Annotated in this window: 12 protein-coding genes; 4 read left to right on the top strand and 8 right to left on the bottom strand. The window is 42.5% G+C overall.

The features are described from left to right. Positions 1 to 214: 214 nt before the first annotated feature. From Xinn_RS03610 to pepN, 5 genes are all read right to left on the bottom strand, one after another. On the bottom strand, positions 215 to 2,125 hold the full coding sequence (locus tag Xinn_RS03610; protein WP_086953615.1) for an ABC transporter ATP-binding protein: 1,911 nt from the start codon (positions 2,123 to 2,125) through the stop codon (positions 215 to 217). 4 nt (positions 2,126 to 2,129) lie between these two features. Next, positions 2,130 to 4,265, bottom strand: a complete 2,136-nt coding sequence (gene rlmKL, locus Xinn_RS03605) for a bifunctional 23S rRNA (guanine(2069)-N(7))-methyltransferase RlmK/23S rRNA (guanine(2445)-N(2))-methyltransferase RlmL (RefSeq protein WP_086953616.1) — start codon at positions 4,263 to 4,265, stop codon at positions 2,130 to 2,132. A 299-nt stretch (positions 4,266 to 4,564) separates the two neighbouring features. Beyond that, complete coding sequence (locus Xinn_RS03600; RefSeq protein WP_086953617.1) at positions 4,565 to 5,116, bottom strand: cell division protein ZapC; 552 nt, start codon at positions 5,114 to 5,116, stop codon at positions 4,565 to 4,567. A gap of 178 nt (positions 5,117 to 5,294) precedes the next feature. Beyond that, entirely contained in the window at positions 5,295 to 6,305 is a 1,011-nt protein-coding gene (gene pyrD, locus Xinn_RS03595; protein ID WP_086953618.1) for a quinone-dependent dihydroorotate dehydrogenase, read from the bottom strand. A gap of 145 nt (positions 6,306 to 6,450) precedes the next feature. Further along, positions 6,451 to 9,069: an aminopeptidase N gene (gene pepN / locus Xinn_RS03590; protein ID WP_086953619.1), complete on the bottom strand. Its 2,619-nt coding sequence runs from the start codon at positions 9,067 to 9,069 to the stop codon at positions 6,451 to 6,453. Between the two features lie 469 nt (positions 9,070 to 9,538). Here pepN and pncB point away from each other — a divergent pair, with 469 nt between their 5' ends. From pncB to Xinn_RS03570, 4 genes are all read left to right on the top strand, one after another. Beyond that, the gene (gene pncB, locus Xinn_RS03585; protein WP_086953621.1) at positions 9,539 to 10,753 is read left to right on the top strand and encodes a nicotinate phosphoribosyltransferase; all 1,215 of its coding nucleotides are present in this window, start codon (positions 9,539 to 9,541) and stop codon (positions 10,751 to 10,753) included. A 212-nt stretch (positions 10,754 to 10,965) separates the two neighbouring features. Then, complete coding sequence (gene asnS / locus Xinn_RS03580; RefSeq protein WP_086953622.1) at positions 10,966 to 12,366, top strand: asparagine--tRNA ligase; 1,401 nt, start codon at positions 10,966 to 10,968, stop codon at positions 12,364 to 12,366. Between the two features lie 307 nt (positions 12,367 to 12,673). Further along, on the top strand, positions 12,674 to 13,792 hold the full coding sequence (locus tag Xinn_RS03575; RefSeq protein ID WP_086953623.1) for a porin: 1,119 nt from the start codon (positions 12,674 to 12,676) through the stop codon (positions 13,790 to 13,792). A gap of 240 nt (positions 13,793 to 14,032) precedes the next feature. Further along, the gene (locus tag Xinn_RS03570) at positions 14,033 to 15,223 is read left to right on the top strand and encodes an amino acid aminotransferase (RefSeq protein ID WP_086953624.1); all 1,191 of its coding nucleotides are present in this window, start codon (positions 14,033 to 14,035) and stop codon (positions 15,221 to 15,223) included. A gap of 120 nt (positions 15,224 to 15,343) precedes the next feature. On the opposite strand, the gene Xinn_RS03565 is transcribed toward Xinn_RS03570, so the two are convergent. The 3 genes from Xinn_RS03565 to ldtD form a co-directional block, all read right to left on the bottom strand. Beyond that, positions 15,344 to 15,976 (bottom strand): MBL fold metallo-hydrolase, encoded by a 633-nt coding sequence (locus tag Xinn_RS03565; RefSeq protein ID WP_086953625.1) that lies wholly within the window; start codon positions 15,974 to 15,976, stop codon positions 15,344 to 15,346. A 98-nt stretch (positions 15,977 to 16,074) separates the two neighbouring features. Next, positions 16,075 to 16,623, bottom strand: a complete 549-nt coding sequence (gene mepK / locus Xinn_RS03560) for a peptidoglycan L,D-endopeptidase MepK (protein WP_086953626.1) — start codon at positions 16,621 to 16,623, stop codon at positions 16,075 to 16,077. Positions 16,624 to 16,983: 360 nt separating this feature from the next. Beyond that, the gene (gene ldtD, locus Xinn_RS03555) at positions 16,984 to 18,693 is read right to left on the bottom strand and encodes a L,D-transpeptidase (RefSeq protein WP_086953627.1); all 1,710 of its coding nucleotides are present in this window, start codon (positions 18,691 to 18,693) and stop codon (positions 16,984 to 16,986) included. Positions 18,694 to 18,816 lie beyond the last annotated feature (123 nt).

Genomic DNA, 18,816 nt, shown 5'->3' with positions numbered 1-18,816 from the left:
AATGCTGTTGTTCTGTTTACACTCTTTGTTTTCCAGTTGTTTCTTTGTCGGCTGCCCCTTATAACAGTCATCGTTTTTATAAACAGGCTGTTATCTATGCTTCTGAGGGTTCACTCTCCTGCTGCCGCGCTATATCTGGAATCCATTAAGTATACTTTAGATTGCCGCGCTATATCGCAGCAATCTGTACACTATCAGATATCACCAGCAGACATTATCCATTTTTCATCATTTCCAATTCTTGCCAGCGATCAAAAGCTTTCTCCAATTCCTGCTCTTTGTTTGCCATCGCCTGCAATACATTTTGTGTAACTTCATGTGGCTGATTGAAAAATTCAGGATCACTGACCTGAGTTTGTAGCTGTTCGATCTCTTGCTCTAACGTTTCCAATAATGAGGGTAGTTGTTCTAACTCTCTGAGTAAATGGTAACTTATCTTATTATTTGAACGTTTTGTAGCTTCTTTAACCTTATCTGGTTTACTCTCTGCCTTCTCTTTTTTTGCAGGAGACTGACGCAAAGAAACAGTTTGCTCCCGCTGTTGCTGGGCATCGAAATAGCCACCGACATAGTTGTTGATTTCGCCGTTACCTTCAAAAATCCAACACTCTGTCACAGAGTTATCAACAAACTGACGGTCATGGCTCACCAGAATGACTGTACCTGTGTAACCATCCACTAACTCTTCCAGTAACTCGAGCGTTTCAACATCAAGGTCATTGGTTGGTTCATCAAGAATAAGCAGGTTACTCGGTTTCAGGAATAAACGGGCTAACAGCAGACGGTTACGCTCTCCGCCTGACAAAGCCCGTACAGGTGTCATTGCCCGTTTAGGATGGAAAAGGAAGTCTTGCAAATAACCCAAAACATGGCGCGGACGACCGTTTACCATGACTTCCTGTTTGCCTTCTGCAAGGTTATCCATCACTGTTTTGTCTGGATCAAGAGCGGCCCGATGCTGATCAAAATAAGCTACTTCAAGTTTTGTACCACAGTGAAGCCGCCCACTGTCTGCTTTCAGATCACCCAGCATCAACTTCAGTAATGTTGTTTTACCACAGCCATTCGGCCCCACTAAGGCAATTTTGTCACCACGCTGAATCTGAGCCGAAAAATTGTTAACTAGCGTCTTATCGCCAATCCGATAATTGACGTTTTCCAGTTCAAATACAATTTTGCCGGAACGGGTTGCTTCTTCAACCTGCATTCTTGCACTGCCCATAACGTTACGACGCTCTGAACGTTCCACCCGCAGCGCTTTTAGTGCTCTCACCCGGCCTTCGTTACGCGTACGACGAGCTTTGATGCCTTGTCGAATCCAGACTTCTTCCTGTGCCAGCTTTTTATCAAATTCTGCATTCTGGAGATCTTCAACCCGTAATGCTTCTTCTTTTCCCTCAAGATACTTATCATAATTTCCCGGCCATGAAGTCAGTTTTCCGCGATCCAGATCAATAATACGGGTCGCCATACTGCGAATAAATGAACGGTCATGGGAAATAAAAACCAGACTGCCATTAAAATCTTTCAGGAAATTTTCGAGCCATTCAATCGTTTCAATATCCAGATGGTTGGTTGGCTCATCAAGGAAAAGGACTTTCGGTGCGCTGACTAAGGCTCTTCCCAGAGCAGCTTTACGCAACCATCCACCCGATAAAGAAGATAATTTTGCTTCCCCCGGTAAAGCCAGTTGCTTTAATACATCACTAATCCGGCTGTCCAGCAACCAGAGGTTGCGGGTATCCAATACCTCCTGTAACTCTGCCAGTCGGTTGAGATTTTTCTCACTGGGATCAGTTTCAACCAGACGTGAAGTCTGGTGGTATGCCTTAATATACTCCGCCTGCTCTTTTACGCCTTCCGCGACAAAATCAAAGACCGTACCTTCCACATCACGGGGGGGATCTTGTTGTAACCGGGCAACAATCAGATCCTGTTCATAAATAACCTGCCCATCATCCAGAGGCTGCTCTTTTGCCAGTACGCGCAACAAAGTGGATTTACCGGCACCATTACGGCCCACCAAACAGACTCTTTCATTTTCTTCAATATGCAGCTCAGTATCATCCAATAATGGAGCATCGCCGAATGACAGCCCTGCGCCAGATAGACTAATCAATGCCATAATATTATTTTCCTTCGCCAGCGTGACGCAGCAGCCAGCAATTGTGGATCTGGCGGTTGCGGGCAAAATCCTGAGACAGGGTTTTTTCTGTAATATCTTCTGCTACCAGACCCAACTTCTCCAGTTCAGCCAAATCCATTTTAAAACCACGCTTATTGTTGGAGAACATTAATGTTCCTCCACGACGGAGTAAGCGCTTTAATTGTTTCATTAAGTCAATGTGATCGCGCTGAACATCAAATGTATCTTCCATACGTTTAGAGTTGGAAAATGTCGGAGGATCAATAAAAATCAGATCAAACTGTTCGCGTGTCTGTGCCAGCCAACCCAGACAATCGGCCTGAATCAGACGATGCTGACGACCAGACAGACCATTTACCTGTAAGTTTTTCTCCGCCCACTCAAGATAAGTGCGGGACATATCCACTGTCGTCGTGGAACGTGCCCCACCCAATCCGGCGTGAACTGTCGCTGAACCGGTATAGGAAAACAGATTGAGGAAGTCTTTGCCCTGACTCATTGCCCCCAGTTTTTTCCGGGCAAGGCGGTGATCAAGGAATAAGCCCGTATCCAGATAATCCGTCAGATTAACCCAGAATTTTGCACCGTATTCATTCACCAAAAAGAATTCTTTCTTTTCAGCGAGTTTTTCATATTGGTTTTTACCTTTCTGACGCTGGCGGGTTTTCAGGATCAACTGATTCGATTGCAAACCAAGCACGTTCATTGTTGCGCTAATAACATCAAACAAACGCTGACGGGCTTTATTGGCATCTACAGATTTAGGGGGAGCGTATTCTTGTACAATAACTTTATCAGCATAGCGATCAACTGCGACATTATATTCCGGCAAATCTGCATCATATAAACGATAGCAATCAACACCCTGCTGTTTAGCCCATTTGCTGAGTTTCTTTTCATTTTTACGCAGGCGATTGGCATAATCTTCTGCAATACCACTATCCAGTGGCTGAGATTTACCTGACGCTTGTTCACTTTGCTGAATAGAATAGTTTTTCTGAACACAATCTAAAGGGCCATTTTTCGCTTTAAATTCGCGTTCAGCCCGCAATTGCAGGCAACTTAACAATTCAGGTGAAGCACTGAACAGGGATAAGCGCCAGCCCGGAAAACGATTTTTTATAATCCGACCGAATACATTGTGTAAAGCAATCAATGCCGGTTCACTTTCAAGGCGCTCTCCATACGGAGGATTACTTAAAATTGTTCCTGTTATGCCTTCCTGTAATGGATTTTCCAGCTTACTTGCGTCGCCTTGCTGAAATTCAATCAGCTGAGAAACTCCCGCTCTGCGGGCATTTGAACGAGCCATATCCATAACGCGACGGTCAATATCCAGCCCCCAGAAACGCGATGAAGTTTCCTGTAATCCTTTACGAAAACGTACCTGTGCTTCTGTGGTAACTTCACGCCAGATGGTTTCATCGAATTTTAACCATGATGTGAACCCCCAGCGCTGGCGGTTTAAACCCGGTGCACAATCAGCCGCCATCATTGCTGCTTCGATCAATAATGTTCCTGAACCACACATCGGGTCAACCATTGGCGTTCCTGCGTTCCAGCCGGAACGCAACACAACTGCGGCTGCCAGATTTTCTTTCAGTGGAGCCTGTCCGGCTAAATCACGATAGCCACGGATATGCAGCCCTTCCCCACTCAGATCGAGCGATACGCTTGCTTTCTCTTTATTAAGAAAAACGTTAATACGCACATCAGGCAGTTGTTTGGCAACATCCGGGCGTTGTTTGGTCTTCCGCATAAAGCAGTCAACAATGGCATCTTTGACTTTCAGAGCACCATATTGGGTATTTCTGATTTCTTCATTGGTTCCGCTGAAATGGACTGCAAATGTGCTATCTACTGAGAAAATCTCAGTCCAGTCAATCGACTGAACACCAAGATACAGATCCAGATCGCTGTAAACCTTAAATTCATTAAGCGGCAGCAGAATACGGGAAGCTAATCTGCTCCAGAGCAGGCTTTTATACATCACCCGTTCATCGCCTTTAAAATGAACTCCACCCTGGGCAATCTTACAGGATTGTGCCCCCAGCGTTTCCAGTTCGTTCTTTAACAGTTCTTCCAGTCCACGTGCCGTGCTGGCAAAGAGAGAGTTCATGTATTATTCACCAAGACTATTATTTACTAAGAAATGTACCACCAAAAAATTGCTGCCATTATAGCTAATACCAGCAGCATGTCATAAGATTGCTCACTTAAGGTAAAAATAAAGATGGAAAGTAGCCTGCGACCGGCACTTAAGGGCACTCGTATACGGGAAAACGTCAGCACTCTTTGATGCGCGGAATAGGTTAAGATTTAGTTAAGAGAGAGAAAAAAGAAACAGTCAGCCTTCAGCGGATGTGTATTTGGAGTATATGTATTTTGATCAGTTATAGAGCCGGATTAATATAACCTTTAAATTACCTTATCATATATAGGTGCCTGAGCTGGCTCAGTATAAGGTATTAAACGGTCATTCATTATTTTTATTGGATCACAGAAATTCATTACACGATCACCAAGATCTAATTTTTGCTGCACCAATAAGCAAACACTGGCATTTTCTCCCGCCTCAGCAACCATAAATAACGCTTCTGAATCATTTTCCTGTAGACGAACCTGAATAATTTCACCCTGTTCAGGTTTACTTATTAAAGAAAAGGTAGAGAAATACCAACTTTTAGGCATCTGTGGTTTCATAAAACGAAATGCAACCAATCCATTTAAGGCTAATTCAGCTCTGAGTTCTGGTGCAATATTAATACGGCGGGAATATTCTTCGAAAGTATAATAAAGCGCGGCATCATCGACAGAAAAGCTAATTTCTTTCATTGTGGTTACATAAGCAGTCAACATTCTGGCAGGAAAACGAGAACGAAAAACCATACCATTAGCCAGATCGAGCATAACTCGATTATGCTCAGTATCAAAATACCAGCGCCACTGATCATCAGGTCTAATTTTCATTGGTTACCCTTTTCTGCTCAAAATAGTTTATTTGTTTAAAAATAAGCACCACCCTAACGGGAATTTTAAAAAATTGATAAACTTTTAATCTGTCAGACAAAATATAGACGAGTCAGGAGCAGAAATAAACCCCCAACTCATTAATACTAAACCTTAAACACCAGATTGCAGTAAATATTCAGATATGATTAACAATATCTTTGATTAATTTCGGCCCTTTATAGATAAAACCAGAGAATATCTGAATCAGTGAAGCACCGGCTTCCATTTTCTCTCTGGCTGAAACTAAGGAATCAATTCCACCAACACCAATAATCGGAATTTCACCTTTTAATTCCTGAGAAAGGCGGCGAATAATTTCTGTGCTGCGCAACTGTACCGGACGACCGCTTAAACCACCAGCCTGCTGACAATGATTTAATCCTTCAATAATCTTTCTGTCCAGAGTCGTATTTGTTGCAATAACTCCATCAATTTGATGACGCATTAAACTATCTGCGATTTCTACTAATTCAGCTTCTGTCAGATCCGGCGAAATTTTTACAGCAACAGGAACATACTTTTGATATTTTTGTTGTAGTTCACTTTGTTTATTTTTAATCGCAGACAGAAGATCATCCAGCGCTTCGCCATACTGTAATGTTCTCAGGCCGGGTGTATTAGGTGAAGAGATATTAATCGTAATATAACCAGCATGGGAGTAAACTTTATCCATACAAATTAAATAGTCATCTTTACCATTCTCTACCGGCGTATCTTTATTTTTGCCGATATTAATTCCGATAATCCCGTCGTATTTTGCTTTTTTAACATTCTCAACCAGATTATCAACACCAAGATTATTAAAGCCCATCCGATTAATGATGCCTTCTGCTTCAACAACACGGAATAACCTCGGTTTATCATTCCCTGCCTGCGGACGTGGGGTCACTGTACCAATTTCAACAAAACCAAAGCCCATTGCACCAAAAGCATCAATGCAATCACCATTTTTATCAAGACCGGCAGCTAAACCAAGAGGATTTTTAAATGACAACCCCATACAGGTAACGGGTTTAGTAGCAACTGATTGGCGGATGAGGAATTCGAAAGGAGTACCGGTAACAAGTTTGAGCTGGCGAAAAGTAAGCTCATGGGCCTGTTCCGGATCAAGTTGGAACAATGCCTTCTTTAGAAGCGGATAATACATGCAATCTCCTGCGAGCATAATGACAGGTTATGGTGACTATGAAATAAGCGCGAAGCATCTTAAAGAGATCCTGCCAAAATGTAAATGTAACGCAGAAGATATTTTCCTGATTTCCTCCGGCATAGGCCGGAGGAAGTCTCATTACTCAGCTTTCCAGTGCCTTAGTGATTTTCTCAAATAAGTCACCCGATAAGTTTTCCAGTGTTTTCAATTCTTCTAACGTTGCGCGCATCAGTGCCTGACGTTTTTCATCATAGCGTTTCAGGCGGATTAGTGGCTCAATCAGGCGTGAAGCTACTTGCGGGTTACGTGTATTCAGATCAGTCAGAACTTCTTTCAGGAACTGGTAGCCCTGACCATTCTCAGCATGGAATGCCACCGCATTATTGGCAAAGAAGGTTCTCAGTAGCGAATAAGTACGGTTTGGGTTACTCAGGCTGAAAGAACGGTGGTTCATCAGGCTGCGTACTTTATCGAGTACATCAAACGCCGGACTGGTTGCCTGAAGAATGAACCATTTATCCATGACCAAGCCGTCCTGATGCCAGCGTTGATCAAATTCATCCATCAATTGGTAACTGCAAGGCAATTCTGCCGCCATTGCCGCAGATAAAGCAGCAACAGTATCAGTCATATTATCTGCCTGATAATACTGCGTAGCGACTAATTTATCGGCCTGAGTTTTATCTTCAATAAAGGCGAGATAATGCAGACAAATATTACGTAATGAGCGTTTCGCAATATCCTGATGATCCACACGATATGCCCCTGTGTGAATGCTATGGTAAACAGCAGCAAATTCATCTGCCATTTCATTTGCCAGACTGCGTGTTATTGCGTAGAGCACTTCATGAATAGCCTGCGGATCAATCACGGTAAACAGCTCTGCTATTTCATTTTCAGACGGCAGTGTCAGGATCAGGGCTGCCAGAGCCGGATCGATATTTTTATCCAGCAATACCGCACGGAATGCATCAATAACATGGATTGGCAATTCTATCGGCTGAGATTGCTGGTAACGGCTGACATTTTGTTTTACATAATTTGCTAACAGCGCCTGTGCCGAATCCCAACGAGAAAACTCATTACGAGCATATTTCATCAGGAAGGTCAGTTGATTATCAGTGTATGGATAATCCAGTTTCACCGGTGCCGAGAATTCACGTAATAAAGAAGGAACCGGCTGTGACAGTACATCATCAAATACAAATGTCTGTTCTGCGTGGATAATATTCAGCACATGATGTACCGGCTGCCCATCACGGCGCAGCGGAATGACACGGCCATGTTCATCATACAGTTCAATATCCAACGGAATGTGCAGAGGCAGTTTTTCTTTCTGATCTGCGGTAGGTGGAGTCATCTGGCTGACATGCAGAATATACTGCTGTTTTTCAGCATCATATTCATCACGGACAGTCAGTACTGGCGTACCTGATTGGCTGTACCAGCGGCGGAATAACGTCAAATCAACGTTTGAGGCATCTTCCATTGCCTGTACAAAATCATCACAGGTTGCCGCACTGCCATCATGACGGTGAACATAAAGCTGTATTCCCGCCTGAAATTGCTCTTCACCCAGTAAAGTGTGGATCATTCGAATGACTTCTGAGCCTTTTTCATAAACAGTCAGCGTATAGAAATTATTCATTTCCATCACCTGCTCAGGGCGGATTGGATGCGCCATCGGGCTGGCATCTTCAGCAAACTGAGCGGCACGCATAATACGAACATTATTAATACGATTAACGGAGCGTGAACCTAAATCCGAACTGAATTCCTGATCACGGAATACTGTCAGACCTTCTTTCAGGCTTAACTGGAACCAATCACGACAAGTGATCCTGTTTCCTGTCCAGTTATGGAAATATTCGTGTCCAATCACAGATTCAATGCCAAGATAATCTTTATCTGTCGCCGTTTCAGTTTTCGCCAATACATATTTGGAGTTAAAGACATTCAGCCCTTTATTCTCCATCGCACCCATATTGAAGAAATCAACAGCAACAATCATATAAATATCAAGGTCATATTCCAGCCCAAAACGGCTTTCATCCCACTTCATGGAATTTTTCAGTGACGTCATGGCCCAGTCAGCGCGATCCAGATTCCCTCTGTCAACAAACAGCTCCAGCGCAACCTTACGGCCACTGCGGGTAATAAACGTATCATGCAGAACATCAAAATCCCCTGCGACCAGTGCAAACAGGTAAGATGGTTTCGGGAATGGGTCCTGCCATTTAACCCAATGGCGGTCATCGCTCAGCTCTCCCTGCTCAATACGGTTACCATTAGACAATAAAAATGGATACCTGGATTTATCAGCCGTGAGACGGGTTGTAAAACGGGCCAATACGTCCGGCCTGTCCAGATAATAAGTGATATTGCGGAAACCTTCTGCTTCACACTGAGTGCACAAAGCATCACCTGATACATACAGCCCTTCAAGTGCAGTATTGGCCGCAGGATTATTTTCATTAACTATTTTCAGCGTAAATTCAGCAGGTAGTTGCTCAATGATTAACTTACCATCCTGCTCCTGATAATGTTCCCATGCTTTATCATTAATATGGATACTTTTTAATGTGAGGTTTTCTCCATCTAAAATAAGTGGAGTAATATCATTAACCTGACGTTTTACCTGACTTGTTGCTGTTACAGTTGTTTTCTCTGCATCCAGCTCAAAATCAAGATCAATATCTGTAATAGTATAGTCTGGCGCTTTATAATCCAGACGATGCTTAATAAGCCGCTGTTGTGTCATAAGAAACCTTTTTCATTACTTAACTGTTTTAAGCACTTAAATGTGAGAAGCTAACGCTGCCACAGAGACACCATCCTTTCAATCCAGAAATCTCTTTTTTCAGATGTTAATCATTTATTAAATAAAGGTGTCAATCCTGTATTGAGAATATTAGTACTTTTGTGCTAATGCTCCTCTCATATTGTATTTAACATGATATCATCTATAAATTGATTAACCTTAATCTCTATTGTCCGGAAAAATATATGCGATTATGTAGCTTTAATAACAAAATAATCACGGTATACTCTTCCGACTTTATCGATTTATACCCAATGGATTTCAAGTTGCATCGCGGCGGCAAGGAAGCGAACCCCGGGAGCATAGCTCACTATGTGACTGGGGTGAACGAGCGTAGCCAACAAAGAGACAGCTTGAAAGACGAAGGGTATAGCAGACACAAATGCTCCGCGAGGATGCCTGACGCGCCATGACTTTAGACGCTACCCCGATTATCAAATCACTGCTTGATACTGATGCTTATAAATTTCATATGCAGCAAGCAGTGTACCACCATTACAACGATATTCACGTTGTTGCAGAGTTCCGCTGCCGTGGTGATGAACTGCTCGGTGAATACGCCGGGGCATTACGCCAGCAGATTAATATGATGGCTGACCTGACTTTGACAGAACAGGAAGCCGAATATCTGTCTGGTTTACCTTTTTTTAAAAAAGATTATCTGGACTGGTTCAAAACCTTCCGCTTTAATCCTGAACAAGTAGAAGTTTCTGTTACTGATAATGGACAGCTCGCTATCAGAATTTCAGGTTTATGGCGTGAAGTTATTTTATGGGAAGTTCCGTTACTTGCCCTGATTAGTGAACTGGTACACCGTGATCGTTCTCCTGAAATTAAACCAGAAGCGGCAGTCAGCCAGCTCAGAAAATTAATTGAGCTGTTCTATCAGGATGCAGCAGCAGAACATATCGATTTATCTGGTTTCAAACTGATGGATTTCGGCACACGCCGCCGTTTTTCACACGAAGTACAATATGCCATCGTTAAGGAACTAAAAGAGAGTTTTCCTTACCTGATTGGAACCAGTAACTACCAGCTGGCACAGCAACTTGATCTGGCTCCGCTCGGCACGCAGGCGCACGAATGGTTTCAGGCTCATCAGCAAATCAGCCCGGAACTCGCTAACAGCCAGCGCGCAGCCTTACAGACTTGGCTGAACGAATACCCGAACCAGTTAGGTATCGCCCTGACAGACTGTATCACTATGGATGCTTTTTTACGGGATTTCGATAAACCTTTTGCTGTTGCCTATAACGGCCTGCGCCATGATTCTGGAGACCCCGTTGACTGGGGCGAAAAAGCGATTGCTCATTACCAGTCACTGGGTATCGATCCGCTGACCAAAACGCTGGTATTTTCAGATAGCCTGGATCTGCAAAAATCACTGGCCCTTTATCGTCATTTCCACCAACGAATCAATGTCATGTTCGGCATTGGCACACGGCTGACCTGCAATATTCCGGGAATAAAGCCCCTGAATATAGTGATCAAACTGGTTGAATGTAACGGCAAACCTGTAGCCAAACTGTCTGACAGCCCCGGAAAAACCATCTGTGAAGATGTCGAGTTTGTCACCAGATTACGCAAAGCATTTGATATCCCGGAAATGAAAAAAGCCGTGTAATTTTCAGGATAGTTTGTATCGATCTTTTATCGGTGTAATCAGCCTCTTTCTGATTACGCCGATAAAAAACGACTTTTCCCCCTATTTCCTCCTTAACCCCCTTAATTTCTGCTTGTTTCCTGTGAGAGGACAAGTAAGATAAGGAGTCATCGTGCCATTTGGCACGACTTACAATAAGTCTAATTATCTATATATAAAGAAGAGAGAAATTTATGAGCGTAGCGCCTGTAGTCGATGTACTGCAAGGCCGTGTTCCGGTTGGCAGCGAAGTCACCGTCCGCGGTTGGGTACGTACAAGGAGAGATTCAAAAGCTGGTATCTCGTTCCTCGCCGTTTATGACGGTTCCTGCTTTAATCCATTACAGGCCGTCGTTAATAATAATTTGCCTAATTATCAGAGTGAAGTTCTGAACCTCACAACCGGCTGTTCTGTGGAAGTAACCGGTACTGTTGTGGAATCACAAGGTAAAGGTCAGAGTTTTGAAATACAGGCAACCAGCGTTGTAACCGTTGGTATGGTGGAAGATCCTGATACTTATCCGATGGCAGCAAAACGCCACAGTATCGAATACCTGCGTGAAGTTGCACACCTCCGCCCACGTACTAACCTGATTGGCGCTGTTGCGCGTGTTCGTCACACATTGGCGCAGGCTCTGCACCGTTTTTACCACGAGAAAGGGTTTTTCTGGGTATCTTCACCACTGATCACCGCCTCAGATACTGAAGGTGCAGGTGAAATGTTCCGCGTTTCCACTTTGGATATGCAAAATCTGCCATTGACAGATAAAGGTGAAGTTGATTTCAGCGAAGATTTCTTTGGACGTGAAGCCTTCCTGACTGTATCTGGTCAGTTAAACGGTGAAGCTTATGCCTGTGCATTAAGTAAAGTTTACACCTTCGGGCCGACTTTCCGTGCTGAAAACTCCAATACCAGCCGTCATCTGGCTGAATTCTGGATGCTTGAACCAGAAGTTGCTTTCGCTGATCTGAATGATATTGCTAAATTGTCTGAAGAAATGCTGAAATATGTTTTCAAAGCCGTTTTAGAAGAGCGTGCTGACGATCTGGCATTCTTTGCAGAACGTGTGGACAATGAAGTCATTACTCGTCTGGAAAAATTTGTCGACTCTGATTTTGTCCAGTTGGATTACACGGATGCAATTGAAATTCTGGAAAACTGCGGCCATAAATTCGAAAACTCGGTTTATTGGGGTGTTGATTTGTCATCTGAGCACGAACGCTATCTGGCAGAGAAACACTTTGGTGCGCCGATTATCCTGAAAAACTATCCGAAAGACATCAAAGCGTTCTACATGCGTATGAATGATGATGGCAAAACTGTTGCAGCAATGGATGTTCTAGCTCCGGGTATCGGCGAAATCATTGGTGGTTCTCAGCGTGAAGAGCGTCTGGACGTACTGGATAAGCGTCTGGAAGAGATGGGTATGAATAAAGAAGATTACTGGTGGTATCGTGATCTGCGCCGTTATGGTACTGTTCCGCACTCTGGTTTTGGTCTGGGCTTTGAGCGTCTGGTCGTTTATGTCACCGGCGTATCAAACGTACGTGACGTTATCCCATTCCCAAGAACACCAAGAAACGCAAGTTTCTAATGAATTAGCTCAATAAATAGCCACAATTCAATCTAAAGAAAAGCCAGCGAAAGTTGGCTTTTTTCGTTTTATCGTCAAAACAGTGCAAAAAAAGTTCCTTGACATTTACACTTTGTAATATCTTTTTTCACTTTGTTACCAATCTTGCGCTTTTGTAGCATTTTGAAGGTGGATAAAAGCCATAACCAATGGAACACTGGGCGCAGATTAATGAGACACCTGATACCAACAAATAGTTCCAAAAATTTTAGTGTTCTATTTCCAATATGTGTCAGATGTCTGAATAACACCAATGAGGGTAATAATAATGAAGCGCAATATTCTTGCAGTGGTAATCCCAACTTTGCTGGTTGCTGGTACAGCAAACGCAGCTGAAATCTTTAACAAAGATGGCAACAAACTGGATCTGTACGGCAAAGTAGACGTTCGTCACCAATTCGCTGATAAAAGAAGTGGTGAAGATGGTGATGACTCTTACGCTCGTATCGGTATCAAAGGTGAAACTCAGATCTCTGACCAACTGACTGGTTTCGGTCGTTGGGAATATAACCTGAAAGCTCACCAAGAAGAAGGTAAGGGAACACAAGAAGCATCTACCCGTCTGGCTTTCGCTGGTCTGAAATTCGCTAACTACGGCTCACTGGATTACGGTCGTAACTACGGCGTAAACTACGACGTTAACGCATGGACTGACGTACTGCCAATCTTCGGCGGTGATTCTATGTCCGACAAAGATCGTTACATGACTGGCCGTGCCACTGGTCTGTTAACTTACCGCAACACTGACTTCTTTGGTCTGGTTGATGGTCTGAATTTTGCTCTGCAATATCAGGGTCAAAACAGCGAGCGTACCAAGAATGCTCGTTCCGGATCTAAAGCCAATGGTGACGGCTATGGCCTGGCTACTACTTATGACGTAGGTTACGGCATCAATGTTGGTGCTTCTTATGCTAATTCTACTCGTGCAAATGGTGACTGGGCTGGTACAGAGGCTCACGGTAAACGTGCTGAAGCGTGGAACATCGGTGCTAAATACGATGCTAACAACGTATATGTAGCTGCAATGTACGGCGAAACTCGCAATATGACTCCTACTTCAGTGTCAACTAAGCATGGTGCTCTGGATGGTATTGCGAATAAAACTCAAAATATTGAGTTAGTTGCACAATACTTGTTCGCTGACTACGGTCTGAAACCATCTCTGGCTTATGTTCAGTCTAAAGGTAAAGATCTGAACCGTAATCACAACAGTGATGAAGGTTTCAATGCAGATCTGGTTAAATATGTTTCTGTAGGTTCTTACTACTACTTTAACAAAAACCTGTCTACTTATGTTGATTACAAAATCAACCTGTTGGACAAAAACGAATATGCTGATGCAAATGGCCGCAACGTATTCGGTGTTGGTCTGACTTATCAGTTCTAATTGCCGTTGATAAACAGTTTAGCCAAAAGTTAAACGATTTATCTCAGAAAAGCAGCGCTCCGGTGCTGCTTTTTGCATTTTATCCCTCTGTTTTTTCAGACTCTTTTCTCCACTTCGTAAACTACTTCACAAGATTTTATTCTTTTTGCTACAAGTGGTTGGCAAATCGATTTCTTAGCGTTACCCTGAGCAGCGTATAATTTATTTCGGGCTTAACTCTCCAAATTTTGGAATAAAAAAATGTTTGAAAAAATCACAGCAGCGCCTGCCGACCCTATTCTTGGTTTAGCTGATAGCTTTAAAGCTGATCCCCGCGAAAATAAAATCAATCTGGGTATCGGTGTCTATAAAGATGAAACCGGTAAAACTCCTGTCCTGACCACCGTTAAAAAAGCAGAAAAGTTCCTGCTGGAAAACGAAAATACTAAAAATTATCTGGCAATCAGTGGATTACCGGAGTTTGGTCGTGTAACTCAGGAACTGCTTTTCGGCAGCACCAGTGCTATCGTTACTGAAAAACGTGCCCGTACTGTACAAAGCCCGGGCGGAACAGGTGCACTGCGTATCGCCGCTGATTTTATTGCCAAACAGACTAATGCCAAACGTGTTTGGATCAGCAACCCTACATGGCCGAACCATATCGGTGTTTTCTCCAGCGCTGGTTTAGAGATCCGCCAGTACAATTATTACGATGCAGAAAAACGTGCTCTGGATTTCGAAGGTATGCTGGCAAGTTTGTCTGAAGCACAAGCCGGTGATGTTGTTCTGCTGCACGGCTGCTGCCATAACCCAACCGGCATCGACCCTACTCCTGAACAGTGGCAGAAATTGGCAGATCTATCTGTAGCAAATGGCTGGTTACCTATATTCGATTTCGCTTATCAGGGCTTTGCTAAAGGTCTGGATGAAGATGCAGAAGGTCTGCGCATTTTTGCCAAGAACCATAATGAATTGATCGTTGCCAGCTCTTACTCCAAAAATTTTGGCCTGTACAATGAACGTGTTGGTGCCTGTACTATCGTTGCAACAGACAGCGATACCGCAGAAAAAGCATTTAGCCAGGCTAAATCTATTGTACGTACCAACTATTCTAACCCTCCGGCTCACGGCGCTTCTGTTGTGACGACCATTCTGTCCAACGAAGAACTGAAAGCAGAGTGGGTTCAGGAACTGGCAACAATGCGCGAACGCATTCAGCGTATGCGTCAGTTGTTCGTCAACACCTTACAAGAAAAAGGTGCAAAACAAGATTTCAGCTTCATCTGCACTCAAAATGGGATGTTCTCATTCAGTGGCCTGACCAAAGAACAGGTTGAACGTCTGCGTGAAGAATACGCTGTTTATGCCGTTAGCTCCGGTCGTATCAACATAGCTGGCTTAACACTGGAAAACATGGTTCCTCTGTGTGAAGCGATTGTTGCTGTACTTTAATTTGCATACAAAGTTTCATTGAAGTACACAATCTATATTGATATTAAAGCCGCTGAAAAAGCGGCTTTTTCTTTCCAAAGACTCTTAAAATTCAGACATACTGAATCAAAAAATTATTGGTCAGTTTTGCAAGAAAGGATTGGTTTTCCGTTCATGCCCCAAAGTTGACATCGGGCCGTGCCCCGGAATGAATTGATAATCATCCCCCAAAGCCAGCACTTTCTCTTTGATGGATTGGATTAACTCATCATGATTCCCACCCGGAAAATCCGTTCGACCAATACTGCCTTTGAACAGAACATCTCCCATTGAAATTAGCTTATCAGCATGATTGGCAAAAATAACATGTCCCGGAGTGTGCCCCGGACAGTGTAAGACAGAAAGCTGAATATTACCGATTTTTACTGTATCCCCATCATCCAGCCAACGTTCGGGGGTAAAAGACGGACACTCTTCAACACCAAACATCTGGCATTGAACCTCTAATGCTTCTATCCAAAATGCATCACCTTTGTGTGGGCCATGTACCGACACATTAAAATGCTTAGCAATATCAACGGTTGCACCTACATGGTCAAAATGACCATGTGTCAGCAAAACTTGAGTTAGCTTAACTCCCCGCCTCTCGATCTCAGCGATCAGTTTTTCAGCCTCACCGCCCGGATCGACAATTGCAGCCTCCAGAGTTTCATCGCACCAGATCAACGTACAATTCTGCATCGCTACGGTGACAGGCATTATGTGGTATTTCATTGTATTGTTTACACTCCACAATCAGGATAATTTCTTAATATATCGACGTATTTCAAACCATTTTACAGCTAACTTGAAATATGAAAGATATAATAAGATTACCACGTCCTGACTGGGCCTGTATCAATATGAATAAAATTACTTTTTGGGTAAAACCCTACTCCACCAGCTCTCATTTTTAATGCAGCTTTACGGATATGTGATAGCTTCATACCATCAATATGGAAATCCATCGCCTGACCACGGGTGTGGTAACTGTGTTTTGCCACTCCTGAACTTGCATGACGCAGCATATTATTCGTTTTTAGTGAACGATATCCTGAAACCAACTGAACTGGTTTATTTATTCCCATCATCATTTGTAACAAGTAAATTTGATCAAACAATTTGGGATCTATTTTTTTAGTTTCATTCTGGCGATAATCACGGAATAAATAATTCAGTCGAATAAGTTCAGATTTATTATAATGATGCCCGTCAAAGAATTCGGCCTTAATCTTTTCTCCGGTATGGAGGTTATCTACCCGCAAGATTCTAGGGCGTGGTGTTGTTAGTGTGGCTAGTGCATGTTGAGGTAATAAACCTAATCCTAATGCAACCATACTGACGCCGAGCCACTTACGGCGGTTATGATCAATATTATTCATATATATAATGCCCTGCTGCTTTCCTGATTCTTAGATAGCTTCAAAAATATATTAACAATCAACCCTGATCAATTAACAAATAACTAACAAACAAAAAGTAGCTTTTACTAGTTTTTGTCTATTAATGTAAATTTGTTAGTTGATACTTTTCTCTGATTTACATAACACAATTTATATTAAACTGAATTAAAATATTTATATTTGGTTAATGCAAGCTATTAACTGAGTATTTGTGTAATAATTAAAAGAAAAAATCAGAATGTAGAGAGAATTGCAGGTAAAAAAATAGCAGTGAGGATATTTCTCACTGCTTAAATACGTTTTATCTTTTTCAGCTACTGTTTAACAAAAATCAAAGCATCATATGGTTGCCAAAATATTAGACATAAGTTCAGATTTTTGTCTGGTATGACTATCATATTCATAAATATCAGCACGATATTGTGGTTTTCCTTTTTCATCCACCCAAGCAGTCTGGTAATAAAGGAATACCGGAATTCTTTTCGGGATATTTACATATTTTGTCACCCACGTTTTTAAAGAATTATTTACCTTTCCTTTATTCCAGCCTGCATCTCCCAGTAACATATTTGCTAATTCAGGTGCTTTATTAACACGTACACAGCCTGAGCTGACGGCCCGCATTTCCCGCTTAAATGAGGCCTGATTTGGTGTGTCATGTAAATATATTGCTTCCGAATTAGGCATATTAAACTTGAACCTGCCTAATGAATTAGTCGGGCCGGGAGCCTGCCGTATCCGGTAAGGAAAATTACTGGGTGTTATTGTTCCCCAGTTAATCGATGAAGGATCGATTACTGTCGCATCACTGCTCCAACTGGCAAAAACGGTATAACCACGGCTGCGGAAATAATTGGGATCACGCATGGCTCTTGGTGCAATGTCTTTACGAGTCATGCTAACAGGAACAGTCCAGGGAGGATTAATCACCACATTATTCAGTTCACTACTCATAATTGGTGTTTTTCGGCTTGGGCGTCCTACAACAACTTTAGAGCTTAATGCCTCTTCGCCATTCAAATTATAAAGTAACGAGTAGTTCGGTATATTCACTAAAATCGCAGTAGGAAGGTTATCAGGAATGATGCGCAACCGTTGCATATTCAACGCCATGATCCGTGCACGGATTTTCGGGGTGGTATTTAACCATACTCTGGTTGATTGCCCGATGACGCCATCAGCAGTTAGACCGTGTGAAGCCTGAAATCGTTTAACTGCTGCAACCAGCTCTTTGTTATAAATTTTATTTTCAGGACTTACCGCCGAAGATTTTAAAGTACCTGATCGAATTAATATATTTCTCAGTGCAATGACGCTCTGGCTGCTTTGCCCGGGTTTTAATGTTCCTTTCATCGAAAATTCAGACCACGGCTGTTTGTCCTTCAGTTGCTTTAGCATCTCCTCACGCATCAGCCCATACATAGAATGATTAGGTGATAATGACGAGATATAATTGTTGATATTATTACTCTTAACCTGTTGTTGCCACTTTTCAATTAAATTATGAGGGGGTAAATCAATTTTATATGGAGTTTTACTGTATAGCCATGAATCCCCTTTATTATGAATATTATTAATAAAGTGAAGATAACCTAACATAGCATCAGATAGGATAATATCCCGCCCCATTTCACTTAATTCGGGCGAGTTAAGTTGCACTATCCATTTGCCAAATTGAGGCTGAAACCCAGCTAACGATAAATCAAATAATTGTTCTTTAAAATTTTGTATGGCGTTTTCATCCCGCCATAATGGTTGCAAGTTATTTACTGAATATAATCGTGATAATTGTTGATAATATATCGGTTTTATTTGTTTAGGCAATAATATTTGTATTTGCTCTCCTATTTCCTGCGGAGAGCTCGATGAAGATATAGGAGCTATTTGAGTAGAGGTGTCATCCGTATCTACTTTTTCCTGCCCCCAGGATAATGGCTGGGCATTATTTGCTGTCAATACATTATGTTGACTTGCAAAGGCTCCCTCCGATACTACTAAGACACTACAGATAAAAGAAACTTTCAGTAACCTTACCGGATTCTTTGCCATAAGAGTTCACCTCGCTTTTATGTATACCCCTTTTTCATAGTGACACGTTTACCGACTGTATTTACCAGCCCTGAAACTTTACATGAAATTTACTGGGTATATTTGGCTATCCAATGACTTATT

Origin of the sequence: Xenorhabdus innexi (genome assembly GCF_002632485.1) — a bacterium.
Classification (GTDB): domain Bacteria; phylum Pseudomonadota; class Gammaproteobacteria; order Enterobacterales; family Enterobacteriaceae; genus Xenorhabdus; species Xenorhabdus innexi.
Note: the sequence above shows the minus strand (reverse complement) of the source record. Positions and strands in the feature narration are given on the sequence as shown.

What these genes read in the sequence shown, in the direction of transcription:
- Xinn_RS03610 (WP_086953615.1), bottom strand. Translation starts at nt 2,125, where the DNA reads ATGGCATTGATTAGTCTATCTGGCGCAGGGCTGTCATTCGGCGATGCT.
- rlmKL (WP_086953616.1), bottom strand. Translation starts at nt 4,265, where the DNA reads ATGAACTCTCTCTTTGCCAGCACGGCACGTGGACTGGAAGAACTGTTA.
- Xinn_RS03600 (WP_086953617.1), bottom strand. Translation starts at nt 5,116, where the DNA reads ATGAAAATTAGACCTGATGATCAGTGGCGCTGGTATTTTGATACTGAG.
- pyrD (WP_086953618.1), bottom strand. Translation starts at nt 6,305, where the DNA reads ATGTATTATCCGCTTCTAAAGAAGGCATTGTTCCAACTTGATCCGGAA.
- pepN (WP_086953619.1), bottom strand. Translation starts at nt 9,069, where the DNA reads ATGACACAACAGCGGCTTATTAAGCATCGTCTGGATTATAAAGCGCCA.
- pncB (WP_086953621.1), top strand. Translation starts at nt 9,539, where the DNA reads ATGACTTTAGACGCTACCCCGATTATCAAATCACTGCTTGATACTGAT.
- asnS (WP_086953622.1), top strand. Translation starts at nt 10,966, where the DNA reads ATGAGCGTAGCGCCTGTAGTCGATGTACTGCAAGGCCGTGTTCCGGTT.
- Xinn_RS03575 (WP_086953623.1), top strand. Translation starts at nt 12,674, where the DNA reads ATGAAGCGCAATATTCTTGCAGTGGTAATCCCAACTTTGCTGGTTGCT.
- Xinn_RS03570 (WP_086953624.1), top strand. Translation starts at nt 14,033, where the DNA reads ATGTTTGAAAAAATCACAGCAGCGCCTGCCGACCCTATTCTTGGTTTA.
- Xinn_RS03565 (WP_086953625.1), bottom strand. Translation starts at nt 15,976, where the DNA reads ATGAAATACCACATAATGCCTGTCACCGTAGCGATGCAGAATTGTACG.
- mepK (WP_086953626.1), bottom strand. Translation starts at nt 16,623, where the DNA reads ATGAATAATATTGATCATAACCGCCGTAAGTGGCTCGGCGTCAGTATG.
- ldtD (WP_086953627.1), bottom strand. Translation starts at nt 18,693, where the DNA reads ATGGCAAAGAATCCGGTAAGGTTACTGAAAGTTTCTTTTATCTGTAGT.